Source organism: Foetidibacter luteolus (assembly GCF_009650435.1).
GTDB lineage: Bacteria > Bacteroidota > Bacteroidia > Chitinophagales > Chitinophagaceae > Foetidibacter > Foetidibacter luteolus.
This window is the reverse complement of sequence record NZ_VVIP01000084.1, coordinates 102,494-114,625: the sequence shown is the minus strand read 5'-3', so window position 1 is coordinate 114,625 and position 12,132 is coordinate 102,494. Positions and strand designations below refer to the sequence as shown.

At 44.5% G+C, this 12,132-nt stretch carries 13 protein-coding genes and 1 tRNA gene; 6 read left to right on the top strand and 8 right to left on the bottom strand.

What is annotated here, in order from left to right; genetic code table 11:
• The first annotated feature begins 535 nt into the window (after positions 1-535).
• Both F0364_RS26160 and F0364_RS26155 read left to right on the top strand, forming a co-directional pair.
• Positions 536-2,983, top strand: a complete 2,448-nt coding sequence (locus F0364_RS26160; RefSeq protein WP_153800772.1) for a glycoside hydrolase family 3 N-terminal domain-containing protein — start codon at positions 536-538, stop codon at positions 2,981-2,983.
• Between the two features lie 342 nt (positions 2,984-3,325).
• On the top strand, positions 3,326-3,619 hold the full coding sequence (locus F0364_RS26155; RefSeq protein ID WP_153800771.1) for a hypothetical protein: 294 nt from the start codon (positions 3,326-3,328) through the stop codon (positions 3,617-3,619).
• A 332-nt stretch (positions 3,620-3,951) separates the two neighbouring features.
• Here F0364_RS26155 and F0364_RS26150 read toward each other — a convergent pair.
• Both F0364_RS26150 and F0364_RS26145 read right to left on the bottom strand, forming a co-directional pair.
• Positions 3,952-4,038, bottom strand: a tRNA-Leu gene (locus F0364_RS26150).
• Between the two features lie 92 nt (positions 4,039-4,130).
• Positions 4,131-5,144 carry a LuxE/PaaK family acyltransferase gene (locus F0364_RS26145; RefSeq protein ID WP_235921296.1) on the bottom strand — a complete coding sequence of 338 codons (1,014 nt, stop codon included), beginning with the start codon at positions 5,142-5,144 and terminating at the stop codon, positions 4,131-4,133.
• On the opposite strand from F0364_RS26145, the gene F0364_RS26140 reads away from it, so the two are divergent.
• Entirely contained in the window at positions 5,143-5,610 is a 468-nt protein-coding gene (locus F0364_RS26140) for a hypothetical protein (protein ID WP_153800770.1), read from the top strand. The two genes, F0364_RS26145 and F0364_RS26140, sit on opposite strands and share 2 nt — an antisense overlap.
• Positions 5,611-5,769: 159 nt before the next feature.
• Here F0364_RS26140 and F0364_RS26135 read toward each other — a convergent pair whose 3' ends face one another.
• Both F0364_RS26135 and F0364_RS26130 read right to left on the bottom strand, forming a co-directional pair.
• On the bottom strand, positions 5,770-6,216 hold the full coding sequence (locus F0364_RS26135; protein WP_153800769.1) for a GNAT family N-acetyltransferase: 447 nt from the start codon (positions 6,214-6,216) through the stop codon (positions 5,770-5,772).
• Between the two features lies 1 nt (position 6,217).
• The gene (locus F0364_RS26130) at positions 6,218-6,637 is read right to left on the bottom strand and encodes an OsmC family protein (protein WP_153800768.1); all 420 of its coding nucleotides are present in this window, start codon (positions 6,635-6,637) and stop codon (positions 6,218-6,220) included.
• A gap of 79 nt (positions 6,638-6,716) precedes the next feature.
• Between F0364_RS26130 and F0364_RS26125 the strand changes: the two genes are divergently transcribed.
• Positions 6,717-7,058 (top strand): tRNA-binding protein, encoded by a 342-nt coding sequence (locus tag F0364_RS26125; RefSeq protein WP_153800767.1) that lies wholly within the window; start codon positions 6,717-6,719, stop codon positions 7,056-7,058.
• 169 nt (positions 7,059-7,227) lie between these two features.
• On the top strand, positions 7,228-7,725 hold the full coding sequence (locus F0364_RS26120) for a methylated-DNA--[protein]-cysteine S-methyltransferase (RefSeq protein WP_153800766.1): 498 nt from the start codon (positions 7,228-7,230) through the stop codon (positions 7,723-7,725).
• Here the strand turns inward: F0364_RS26120 and F0364_RS26115 are convergent.
• A complete protein-coding gene (locus tag F0364_RS26115; RefSeq protein WP_235921295.1) occupies positions 7,722-8,849 on the bottom strand; it encodes an agmatine deiminase family protein in 1,128 nt (375 codons plus the stop codon). The genes F0364_RS26120 and F0364_RS26115 overlap by 4 nt on opposite strands.
• A 48-nt stretch (positions 8,850-8,897) precedes the next feature.
• On the opposite strand from F0364_RS26115, the gene F0364_RS29355 reads away from it, so the two are divergent.
• On the top strand, positions 8,898-9,029 hold the full coding sequence (locus F0364_RS29355) for a hypothetical protein (protein WP_262885419.1): 132 nt from the start codon (positions 8,898-8,900) through the stop codon (positions 9,027-9,029).
• Positions 9,030-9,146: 117 nt separating this feature from the next.
• Here F0364_RS29355 and F0364_RS26110 read toward each other — a convergent pair whose 3' ends face one another.
• The 3 genes from F0364_RS26110 to F0364_RS26100 all read right to left on the bottom strand — a co-directional run bounded on the left by F0364_RS26110 (position 9,147) and on the right by F0364_RS26100 (position 12,100).
• On the bottom strand, positions 9,147-10,022 hold the full coding sequence (locus F0364_RS26110) for a carbon-nitrogen hydrolase (protein ID WP_153800765.1): 876 nt from the start codon (positions 10,020-10,022) through the stop codon (positions 9,147-9,149).
• A gap of 189 nt (positions 10,023-10,211) precedes the next feature.
• Entirely contained in the window at positions 10,212-10,679 is a 468-nt protein-coding gene (locus tag F0364_RS26105; RefSeq protein WP_153800764.1) for a hypothetical protein, read from the bottom strand.
• A 353-nt stretch (positions 10,680-11,032) separates the two neighbouring features.
• Complete coding sequence (locus tag F0364_RS26100) at positions 11,033-12,100, bottom strand: fatty acid desaturase family protein (protein WP_153800763.1); 1,068 nt, start codon at positions 12,098-12,100, stop codon at positions 11,033-11,035.
• Between the last annotated feature and the right edge of the window lie 32 nt (positions 12,101-12,132).

Below are 12,132 nucleotides of genomic sequence, written 5' to 3'. Positions count from 1 at the left end.
GTACAATCCATCATGCAATTTTAAGTGCACACAGGCCAATGAAGATGAAAGGTGCTGAAGCGAGCCTATAAAAACATGGTTTTTTGTTCTAATTTTGGGAACAAAAACAATGGCCTACAGGGCTGCTTTGTAATTTAAAATATAAAGGGACGGCACTCTTGTAATAAGACTTGACGTACAATCTGCCACGACTCTCCGGAGTACACAGGCATAGGCAACTCACTGTAAAAGGTGACATGGCTTGCAGAGGAAGAATCAATTATTTAAAATCCACGTATCCATTTATTGTTGTTTTAGCTGCTGCCAGAAAAAATCATTATTTTTTTGGAGATGATTATGTTTTGCTACCACAGTGGTTTTAGCAGGCTAAAGCCTTGCTAAAACCACAATCTTCAGAGGAAGAGTGCGACGCAAGTAAAGCCTCATCCCTGTTCCTCCTGCCGGGCCCATAATACTTTTCACCATTGCACACAAAAGAGAATTTTGTACTTACTTTGACCGCATTACCACCCATAAGAATAATCACAAACACCAAATGAAGCATCGCTCAAGCATCAAAAAAGCACTATTTCTTTTCAGTTCAGCATTAATTGTTAGTCCCGTAATAACGCAGGCAAAATTCAGTCCTTCAGATACAGCTTCCGTACAACAAACGTACAGTGCGCCGCCGCTCTACAAAAACCCGTCAGCTACCACAGACGAGCGTGTGGCAGACCTGCTGGGCCGCATGACCATTGAAGAAAAAATCGGCCAGCTATCCACCCTGTTGGGCTGGGATATGTACGACAAAAAAGAAGGTACAGTTACAGTTAGTGAAAAATTTACAACAGCGCTTCAACAAAATCATATTGGCATGCTATGGGCAACGCTGCGTGCAGACCCGTGGACAAAGAAAACACTGACTACCGGGCTTAATCCCCGCCTGGCTGCGATTGCTACCAACGCCATTCAAAAATACGCGGTAGAGCAAACACGCCTTGGCATACCCATGATGCTGGCAGAAGAATGCCCTCACGGCCACATGGCCATCGGCACCACCGTGTTCCCCACGTCTATTGGCCAAAGCAGCACGTGGAACCCGGCACTGATACAGCAGATGGCCGCCGTTATTGCAAAGGAGGCAAGGCTGCAGGGCGCACATATTGGGTATGGCCCCATACTTGACCTGGCAAGGGAACTGCGCTGGTCCCGCATGGAAGAAACTTACGGCGAAGACCCGGTGCTTAACGGCGTTATGGGAAAAGCAGTTGTACAGGGCTTGCAGGGCAGCGATATAAACAGCGGCGTGAATGTTATATCTACCCTTAAGCATTTTGCAGCCTACGGTATACCGGAAGGCGGCCACAACGGCGGCAATGTAAACATTGGCCAGCGGGAGCTGCTGCAATACTACATGCCGCCATTTAAAGAAGCTGTTAATGCAGGTGCGTTATCGGTAATGTCTTCTTATAATTCCATTGACGGTGTACCCTGCACGGGCAGCAAATACCTGATGGATGAATTGCTGCGCAAACAATGGGGCTTTAAGGGCTTTGTGGTATCAGACCTTGGCAGCATCGAAGGCATCAGGAACAATCATTACGTAGCTGAAACACCGGCTGATGCCGCGGCAATGGCCCTGAATGCCGGGGTTGATGCAGACCTTGGGGGCAATGGTTTTGGCAAGGCACTAACCGCCGCCATACAGGAAAACAAAGTTGATACGGCAGCGCTTAACCAGGCTGTTGGCCGGGTACTGCGCCTAAAGTTTAACATGGGGCTTTTTGAACATCCTTATGTAGATGTAGAGAAAGCAAGTACCCAAGTAAACACACAACAGCACAAAGCGTTGGCTGCGCAGGTGGCCCGGGAAGCAATTGTTTTGCTGAAGAATGAAAAAGCTACTTTACCGTTAAGCAAAGGCCTTAAAAAAGTAGCAGTGATAGGCCCTAACGCCGACAACATGTATAACCAGCTTGGCGACTATACTGCACCCCAGCCCGATAGCAATGTTACCACGGTGCTGGAAGGCATACGCAAAAAACTGGGCAACACTACGCAGGTAACTTATGTAAAGGGTTGCGCCATACGCGATACCGCCAACGCCAACATAGCAGAAGCTGTAAAAGCCGCACGCCAGAGCGATGTAGTTATTGTGGTGCTCGGCGGCAGCAGCGCCAGGGATTTTGAAACGGAGTTCAGCAATACCGGCGCTGCTAATGTAAGTAAACAACAAAAAGCAAAAGTTAGTGATATGGAAAGCGGCGAGGGCTTCGACAGAATTTCGCTTGACCTGCTGGGCCGCCAGTTAGAGCTGCTGCAAAAGGTAGCGGCAACCGGCAAACCCGTTGTACTGGTTATGATTGAGGGCAGGCCGCTTAACATAAACTGGGCAGCAGAACATATACCAGCCATCATAAACGCATGGTACCCCGGTCAGGAAGGTGGCAATGCTATAGCGGATGTGCTGTTTGGAGATTACAACCCTGCAGGCAGGTTACCGGTTTCTATACCCAAATCTGTTGGCCAGCTTCCTGTTTATTATGATTATAAGCGCCCTTACAAACATGACTATGTAGAAAGCGACGCCAGGCCCCTGTACCCCTTTGGACACGGCCTTAGCTACAGCAGCTTTACTTACAGCAATATGCAGGCAACGCTAAACGAAAATGCGGATAATCTTTCTATCAATGTGTCACTTAACATAAACAACAGTAGCAAAACAACTGGCGATGAGGTAGTGCAATTGTATGTAACCGATGAGTATAGTTCTGTAGTAACGCCGGTAAAACAATTAAAGGCTTTTAGCCGTGTTGAAATAAAGGCTGGCGAAAGTAAGTCTGTGTCGTTTACCTTAACCAGTAACGATTTAAAGCTGCTTAACAACAACATGCAGTGGGTGGTTGAACCCGGTAACTTTATCATCATGGCCGGCGCTTCGTCAGAAGATATAAGATTGAAACAAACTGTACGGGTTAGCAAACTGTACCAGGTAAAAGAATAAACTAAAGCAACCGGTTTTGCTGTGGTGTTGAAGTTGGTATTTTGGGGGTGTCCCTCGTACCTCGGGCCGGGCAGAACTACGTTCGCAACCTTCGTCAAAGCAACATTTAGTTGCTTTTCCTCGGTTGTGCTCATACTCCGGCACAAAGCCCTGCTGCGATGGCCTCACCGGGGTAACCGCTTCAATCCCTCACCCATAGGTGCAGCACACTGCGCTTTTTGCAGGCAGTTGCATACACACAAGCACCGTTGGCCGAATTTACGGCTGCTGCAAACCAAACAACTCATAAATTAACCTAAAAACCAATGATGCCGGCGTAGCGTCAGTTCAACCAGAAAGTAAATGAAAAAAATCCCAAAGCTTTTAATACTACTTATACCCGGCATTATACTAACATTTGGCGTATGCCTGTTTGTGATAATTGCCGAACCTGATGAAATAGACACAGAAGCATTCCTTTATATATGGAGTATAGCCTCTTTTTTGGCGGGCCTTGTTTACTTGTTGGCCGCGTTGTTGTCGGTATTGTTGATTATTCTGTCAGCGTGGCGAAAAGCATTTTTGTATGCCGGGTTAATCATGATAGGGCTGTGCGTTATACTATTCAAACTGGCCTCAGTGCTTTGGGACAATTGAGTAAAATAAAAACCGCACCCGGGAACAGGCGCGGCACTCAACGTATTGCTATGAATAAAACTGTTTTGCTGTTATAATGGCTTCTATAAAGGTGCCAGAATTTTTAGCATTGAAAATCAATGACTTAATTTTTTATTGATCCCAGCAACTGTTCACTATCGGGCAAAAAGATGTTCGGTTTTAAAACAGTAAGCGCAGTAGCCGTGTATAAAGTGACGTGAATGAGGTATCAAGGTTATGCAGAAAGGCAACAACAGGATAAAACTTAGGGCACTATCACGTAATACCCAAAAACAAGAAAGCCTGCAGATAAACTTGCAGGCTTTCTTTGTTGGTGCCCAGAACTGGATTCGAACCAGCACATCCTTGCGGACGCTGCGACCTGAACACAGTGCGTCTACCAATTTCGCCATCTGGGCAGACAAACGGTTTTGTATTTTACTACATTGGCCGTTTTCAGGAGCGCAAATATAGAATAAGCTTTGATATTAAAAAATAGATTTTCAAAAACTTATACAACCAACAGGCTACAGCCACGTATATCACTATTGTCCATACGCCCCCACACTTCAAAGCTGCCATCCTCATGTACAATGCCCACATCGTCGGTAGCAATAAAGGCGCAGCTATCAGCATTGGCAAGGTCAATTATGTTCAATATGCCTGTGCCGGTGTTTTTAACAGTTAAAGGGTCTTCTTCATCCCGAACCAGTACCTTCATCCACGGCGGGCAAACAAACCTGCCTGCGCCACGGGAATAAGCCTGGCTAAGCAATTCTGTCATCCCATATTCGGAATGTATGGTACTTACGCCAAAACTGTTACCAAGAATTTCATGTACTTCCTGGCGGGTTTGTTCACGCCGCCGCCCCTTCATGCCACCGGTTTCCATTATAATGGTATGGTTTAGCTGCAGCTTGTGGCTTTCGGCAAAGTCCAGCAAAGCGAAAGTTACACCTATCAGCAATGTAGGCTGCCCCTGCGCTTCCAGTTGTTGCAGCAAACCAGCAAGCTCTTCCAGTTGGTTTAAGTAGAATCCGCTGGACGAATGGCCGGAAAGCCCGATCATTTTGTTGACCATGTAAACAAGCGAAGAACCTGCACGTTCCAGGTAAGCAGGCAATAAGCCGATTATGCAATAATTGCTGGTGCTGCCATACACTCTTTCAAATGCGGTGACAAAACTTTTTTCGTATAGTGCCGTATCTTTTACCAAATGCCTGCTGGTACTGCTTTGGGTGGTACCGCTGCTGGTAAATACCACGGATGGCTCAAAACTGCCGGTGGTAATGTTGTGGGTTTTAAAAAAAGAAATAGGCAAAAAAGCAATCTCAGGCAGGCTGTTTACGTTATCCGGGGTGTTGCCGATGGCGTTGCACCAATCCCGGTAGACCTTATTGTTATTAAACTGGTAATTAAAAAGTTGGAAAGCAGCGTTATTGAAATTAAAGCTATCCTGAAAAATATTGTTAACATCAAAGACCGGCGGCTGAGACTGATGGTTTGTTTTATATAAATTTGACATGAAACTTCTTGAAATGAAAGCAAAAGTATTGATACCGGTGGTTATAATAACGATAGCAGTGGCCGCATGTTCCAAAGATAAGTTTACGGCAAAGCCGCAGCTTGAATTAAAAAGCGTAAGCACAACAACTCTTGTGAAAGAACAGATACTTCAATTCGTCTTCAGAGTAACAGACAAAGATGGAGACTTACAGGATACAATTTTTGTACAGCGTATATCTAAAGTATGTCCAGAATTAAGGACTGATGATCCCGAAAGATGGCCGATGCCAAAATTTACGCCAAGAAATAACCTTGATGCAGAAATAACCATTACATATGGGTATAAATCATCTACATTTCCTCCACCGGTTATTGACGGCTGTGTTCAAAAAAACGACACAAGCTATTTCAGGTTCTGGATTAAGGATACCAAGCAGAATGTAAGTGATACTGTTTCATCACAGGAAATTGCATTCATAAATTAGCCACCGTTTCTTAAGTCAAGATTGTAATGCTCTATTGCGCTGTGTCACCACCGCGCCAGGGATTGCAGCGGATACCCCGGTGAGGCCTTGTGTACAGGCTTGTGCCGGAGTAGCAGCGGAAAGCCCGGTGCCTTCGGCAGGCGCCCTTATCATTATTTTTTACTGGATGTTCAACACGTAAAAGAAATCGCTTTCTTTTACCCAGCCATTCTTCTCGTATAAACGTTGGGCTGTAGTATTGTTTGCGGAGGTTTGCAGCATCAGCCATTTGCTGCTGGTGGTTTTGGCAAAATCTTTAGCGGCATTGAGCAATGCGGTACCTGCGCCCTTGCCCCGTACGGACTGATGCACGTATAAATCGTTAAGCAGCCAGGTGCGTTGCATACTTACAGAGCTAAAGATGGGGTACAACTGTACAAAGCCAATAGCCTGGCCACCGGTAAAAGCAAGAAAGATTACAGAATCGGCATTCTGTAATCTTTCGGCTATAAAAGTTTCGGCGCCTGTTAAATCGGGCTGCTGGCTGTAAAAAGAGCGGTATAAATCGAAAAGTTTTGCAGCTTCGGCAACATCTTCTATGCTGGCTTTTCTTACAGTAACGGCCATATTAATTTTCCAGTGTTGCTTCTACGGAGATGGTTGCATTGATAGCTTTGCTGATGGGGCAGTTAAGCTCGGCATCTTTAACGCATTCGTCAAACTTGGCCTTGTCAATGCCAGGCACTTTAGCCTTTACAGTTAAATGAGATTCTGTAATGGTGCTTGAAGCTGTATCCAATGTTACGTGAGATGTTGTTTCCAGCGTTTCGGGCGTAAAGCCGGCGCCACCTAATACAAAAGCCAGCTTCATAGTAAAACAACCTGCATGCGATGCTGCGAGCAATTCTTCAGGATTAGTACCAACACCATCTGCAAACCTTGAATTAAATGAATACTGTGTTTGGTTTAGCGTGGTGCTTTGCGTAGTTAAATTTCCGTTGCCTTCTTTGCCAGAGCCGTTCCATACGGCAGTTGCATGACGTTTCATAAGTTTAATTTTAAGATTGTAAATTACTTTTGAAAAGAGGGATGAAGTTGACAATAAAATTTGACAATAGAAAATTAATATGGAACAGCAATTGATTAGCTGGGGCGATTTTGAAAAGATTGAAGTACGCACCGGAACCATTATTGAAGTGAATGATTTTGCCAATGCCCGTAAGCCCGCTTACCAGCTTACGGTTGATTTTGGGCCGCTGGGCATAAAAAAATCTTCTGCACAAATAACGCATCATTACAACAAGGAAAGCCTTTTAAACAGGCAGGTGGTGGCTGTAGTAAACTTTCCCATAAAACAGATAGCCAATTTTTTCAGCGAATGTTTGGTATTGGGTGTGTACGATGAAAATAATCAGGTAATTTTATTGCAACCGGAACGAAAGGTTGCCAATGGAATGAAGATTGGGTAATGAATATCGAACAAGGAACAAGGAATGGTGAATGAAGAAGTAAACTGGCGGTTTACGTTCACTTACGATTCACGAAATGAATTTGGAATAAAAAACAGAACGCCTTCATTCACCATTCACTACTCACCATTCACCCACTGGCGCCTTAAAGCTTTCTTTTACCCCTGGCATGAGCGAACTTTATTATACGTACTACCAAAGCCCGATAGGACTGCTTAAAATTGGCGGTACAGACCATTACATTTCTGAACTTAGTTTTATTGATAACCCGGACCAGGTTACACATGGAGAGCCGGGTATAAGCGAGGTAATGCACCAATGCACCGAAGAACTGATTGAATTTTTTAACGGGAAGCGCAGGCAGTTTGATATACCCGTGCACCAGCCAGGCACACAGTTTCAGCAAAATGTATGGGGGGAACTTATCAATATACCTTTTGGCAAAACCATGAGCTACCTGGAACTATCCACCAAAATTGGCGACCCCAAAGCCATAAGGGCGGTGGCCGCAACCAATGGCAAAAACAAAATTGCATTGATTGTACCCTGCCACCGTGTAATTGGCAGCGACAAAACACTGGTGGGCTACGCTGGTGGCGTATGGCGAAAGAAATGGCTGCTACAGCATGAATTCAGGATAGCCAATGGCATACAAACCCTTTTTTAAACAGCAGGCTCCTGCTGGCTTAAACAGTGAAAGCTTCCCAGGCCCCAGATAATATCTGTTGAATCTATACCCACCACTTCACGATTGGTAAAACAGCCGGCAATTATCTCCAGTGCCTTATCATCTTTTTTACTTCTGAATGTAGGCACAATTACATGCCTGTTGCTTATGTAAAAGTTACCGTAAGAGGCGGGTAACCGCTGGCCATCATACTCAACGGTGTCAGGCATAGGCAATTCTATAATGTTTAACTGTTTACCATTAAGCAGCCTCATGGCCCGCAATTGCTTAAGGTTGGTTTGCAGAATTTCGTAATTGTCATCGGCCTTATCGTCTTCAATAACCGTTATCACCGTGTCTTCGTTCACAAAACGTACGGTGTCATCTATATGGCCGTCGGTATCGTCACCAATAATGCCGTCATCCACCCAAAGCACCTGGTCAACTCCATAAAAATTAAACAGGTATTCTTCAATCTGCTGCTGGTTTAAATGCGGGTTACGGTTTTTGTTAAGCAAACATGATTTTGATGTAAGCAAAGTACCAGCCCCGTTAAAATCAACAGACCCTCCCTCCATTACAATACCGGGATGAAAAACGGGTATGCCGTAAGCATTCGCAATTAAAGTAGGTATTACATCATCAAGATCGTATGGCGGATATTTGCCACCCCAGGCATTGTAGCCCCAGTCAACAATTACTTTTTTGTTTTCAATGGCAACAGGGTTTACCAAAAAAGCCGGGCCATGGTCGCGGCACCAGGCATCATTGGTAGGGTGCTTAAAAAACCGCACTTTATCCATATTAACACCCGCTTTCTCCAGGTGGCCGGCGGCAAAGGCCTGCATGGCATCGTTAGCCACATTAATGTGTACAAACTCACTTTCTGCCAGGTATTTTACAAACAGGCTGTAGTTGGGGTATATCGCATCAATTTTGCCCGGCCAGCTTGCTTCTTTGTGAGGCCAGCTTAACCAGGTTGCGGTATGTGGCGCAAACTCCGCCGGAAAATAATATCCCAGGCTTTTAGGCGTGGCGGCAAGCCCCGTTGTATGCAAATCGGTAAGATGAAAATTCTTAGGGTCGTTAAAGTTGGTTAATGAATTCTTTGATGTGTATTCCACAAAAGCAAGTTTTAATTTTTTACAATTGCACAATGCAAAGTACGAAGCTTGAAGTACGAAGTACCTGTTTACCGTTACGCTTTTATTCCGGCAGATGCTTTTCTAAAACTATTTGCGCCAAAAATTGACCATTCACAATTCACCATTGACGTTTATGATACCAGCGACATATCCCTGTAGCATCATCGTTGCGTCGCAATCCGTTCATCGTCCGGTTATAATGGCGGCTTTTCAGCCCCGGGTAGGTAGAGACGCGATGCATCGCGTCTCCACAATGCATCGCGTCTCCACAATGCATTATTCCTGGTCAATAAATCTTTTGGTGATTTGCTGATAAGAATCAATGCGCCTGTCACGCAGGAACGGCCAGTGTGTTCTGTAGCTATCCGTTTTATCCGTATCAATATCTACAACAGCAATTTCTTCCTCTTCGTGAGATGCCTTGTAAATAAGCTTGCCAAATGGATTTGCTACAAACGAACCTCCCCAGAATTTCATGGCGCCGTTTTGCTCAAAACCAACGCGGTTTACACTCACCACATGCAGCCCGTTGGCTACGGCATGGCTGCGCTGTATGGTTTGCCAGGCATTGTATTGCTCATCATTGGTATCTGCATCCTGGCTGGTAGCCCAACCGATGGCGGTGGGGTAAAAGAGTATCTCGGCGCCCATCAGCGCTGTAATGCGTGAAGCTTCGGGGTACCATTGGTCCCAGCATATCAGCACACCTATAGTGGCGAATTTTGTTTTGAAAACTTTGTAACCCAGGTCTCCGGGTGTAAAATAAAATTTCTCGTAGTATGCAGGGTCGTCCGGTATGTGCATTTTGCGGTACTTACCCAGATACGAACCATCGGCATCCAGCACGGCAGTGGTATTGTGGTAAATACCCTGGGTGCGCTTTTCAAATAAAGAAGCGATGATAACCACACCCAGTTCCGCGGCTACTTTGCTTAATGTATCAGTAGAGGGGCCTGGTATAGCTTCGGCCAGTTTAAAATTGTCGTAATCTTCCACATCACAGAAATACAGTGAAGTGAACAATTCCTGTAAACAAACAATCTGTGCGCCTTTGGCTGCGGCTTCCCTTACTTTGGCTACAGCCTTATCAAGGTTAGCCTGCTTATCAGCAGAGCAGCTCATTTGAACCAGTCCAACTTTAACTTTCGGCATGCTTAAAAAATTTTAAGCTGCAAAAATAGATTTTTTAGAACTGTTGAGCACAGTTTATAACAGGCTAACCCTAAAAGATAACAAGCTGATAACGCGGCAGCAAAAAGCCGCGGCACAGCACGTTAAACAAGAAGGCGTTTCAAATTTTAGAGGACTTTATCCTTACCGGAACGGAAGACTGTGCGGTAACTACTTATCGTCGTCATCATCGTCTGCTTCGTCTTTATGTTTGTAAAACCATTGTACGGTGGCTACGGCATCATCCCAGGTAAATTTACCATCGCCCAGCTTTTCCAGCAGCAAAGCGGCCAGCCCGTGGTAAAATACTTTGCGTACATCTTTTTCTGAGCCGCCTATTTTAGCCAGGGCGCATTGCATAATAGCGTTGTCATCTCCGGCATTGGCACATTCATTGGTTGCAGCCAGTGTTTTAATCAGCTTGGGCAGCCACTCTTTCAGCTTCTCTCTTATGTTGTCATCCAGGTCGCCGGGAATAATTTTGGACAGTACATCCCCCGCAATACCTTCGTTATAATTCTTTGCATTGTTCACCACATCAATAATAACTGGCAGCAGCTTCTTGCTTTCGTCGTCCAGCTTGTTAAACAGCTTTTTTACAGCTTTCCAAATACCGGCAAAAAAAGAACCGATTGACATAACATTCGTTTTAGATGGTTAACATAATGGCAGGGGGTAGTAAGCAAACAACCCAGGTAAGATAAAAATTGTTTTACCCAATTGCAAGCAACCGCAAACTATTGCCGCAAAGGAATTATTGAAAGGCCGGCATGTGATATTAAGCGGTATGTAACTTATGAGAAGGATGAGGCAGCGCAAATAACAATTCATAGCCCGCAATGCTGTGGGGTGCGGGCTTAGTTGCTCAGTAAAGATATAGAGTACAAGTGAGTGACACAACCAAAGCCTAATAGTAGCAATAAAGCTAAGGCCAAAAAAAATGCATTACTTACGTAATGCATTCGGTTAATAATATGAGTGATAAGTAATACTTAAGCCCTTCCCATCTGGCGCAAAAAAGCAATGTGCGAAAATACGGCCTGGTGCATGCGGGGATACTCAACATACACAATGCCATACTCCTGGCAAGCCTGCTTGATTATTTTGCTGATAGCAGGATAATGTATGTGAGAAATTTTGGGAAACAAATGATGCTCAATCTGAAAATTAAGTCCGCCCACGAACCAGGAAATAAAGCGGTTTTTTGTAGCAAAATTGGCGGTGGTTTTTAACTGGTGGATGGCCCACTCGTCTTCCAGCTTTCCTGTATTCCCATCAGGAATAGGAAATTCAGTATGTTCCACCGTATGCGCCAACTGGAATACAATACTTAGCACAAACCCTGCTACCACAGTAAATACGCTATAGCCGATAAGCCAGTTTACAAACCCAAGTTTAACAATGGGTATAATTATGAATATGGAATAGTGCACCAGTTTAAAAGCCCAAAAACTTATATGATCGGCTACATCCATTTTCTTTAAAGGCATCTCTCCCACTTTACCTGAAAAATACTTTTTGTAATCACTAACCGTGCTCCAGTACAAATGTAAAATGGCATAGAACATCCAGAAATACCAATGCTGATAACGGTGCATCTTGTATTTTTTTTGTGTAGAAGCCATACGTAAAAAAGGTTTGGCATCTATATCATCATCAATCCCATCAATATTGGTATAAGCATGGTGAATGATGTTATGTTTAACATTCCATATAAAATGGCTGGCACCCAAAAATTCGGCTGTAATGGCTGCACCTTTGTTAACAAGCTTACTATTGCTGAAACTGCCGTGCCCGCCGTCGTGCATAACGTTAAAGCCAATTGCCGCTGTAAGAAGGCCCAGCAAAATGCAGAGCAGAATAGATACCAATACCCCTGGTGTAAAGAAAACCAACTGTATGTATGTATAAGTTAAAGCCAGTACCAGGAAAGTGGCTTTCCAGAACAAGCGGTAACCACCGGTTTGCTCTTTTCCACTTGAGGCGAAATACTGGTTAATCCTGTTCTTCAGTTCTACATGAAAAGGTTTTTTTACATGTGCGAATTTTGGCGTTTGCATAATAATTCTAAAGTATGAGATGCGAAATTTAA

Bases quoted from the DNA above. Each gene is read 5' to 3' on its own strand.
- F0364_RS26100 (WP_153800763.1), bottom strand. From the start codon at position 12,100: ATGCAAACGCCAAAATTCGCACATGTAAAAAAACCTTTTCATGTAGAA.
- F0364_RS26120 (WP_153800766.1), top strand. From the start codon at position 7,228: ATGAGCGAACTTTATTATACGTACTACCAAAGCCCGATAGGACTGCTT.
- F0364_RS26140 (WP_153800770.1), top strand. From the start codon at position 5,143: ATGAAACTTCTTGAAATGAAAGCAAAAGTATTGATACCGGTGGTTATA.
- F0364_RS26155 (WP_153800771.1), top strand. From the start codon at position 3,326: ATGAAAAAAATCCCAAAGCTTTTAATACTACTTATACCCGGCATTATA.
- F0364_RS26135 (WP_153800769.1), bottom strand. From the start codon at position 6,216: ATGGCCGTTACTGTAAGAAAAGCCAGCATAGAAGATGTTGCCGAAGCT.
- F0364_RS26145 (WP_235921296.1), bottom strand. From the start codon at position 5,144: ATGTCAAATTTATATAAAACAAACCATCAGTCTCAGCCGCCGGTCTTT.
- F0364_RS26105 (WP_153800764.1), bottom strand. From the start codon at position 10,679: ATGTCAATCGGTTCTTTTTTTGCCGGTATTTGGAAAGCTGTAAAAAAG.
- F0364_RS26160 (WP_153800772.1), top strand. From the start codon at position 536: ATGAAGCATCGCTCAAGCATCAAAAAAGCACTATTTCTTTTCAGTTCA.
- F0364_RS26130 (WP_153800768.1), bottom strand. From the start codon at position 6,637: ATGAAACGTCATGCAACTGCCGTATGGAACGGCTCTGGCAAAGAAGGC.
- F0364_RS26110 (WP_153800765.1), bottom strand. From the start codon at position 10,022: ATGCCGAAAGTTAAAGTTGGACTGGTTCAAATGAGCTGCTCTGCTGAT.
- F0364_RS26125 (WP_153800767.1), top strand. From the start codon at position 6,717: ATGGAACAGCAATTGATTAGCTGGGGCGATTTTGAAAAGATTGAAGTA.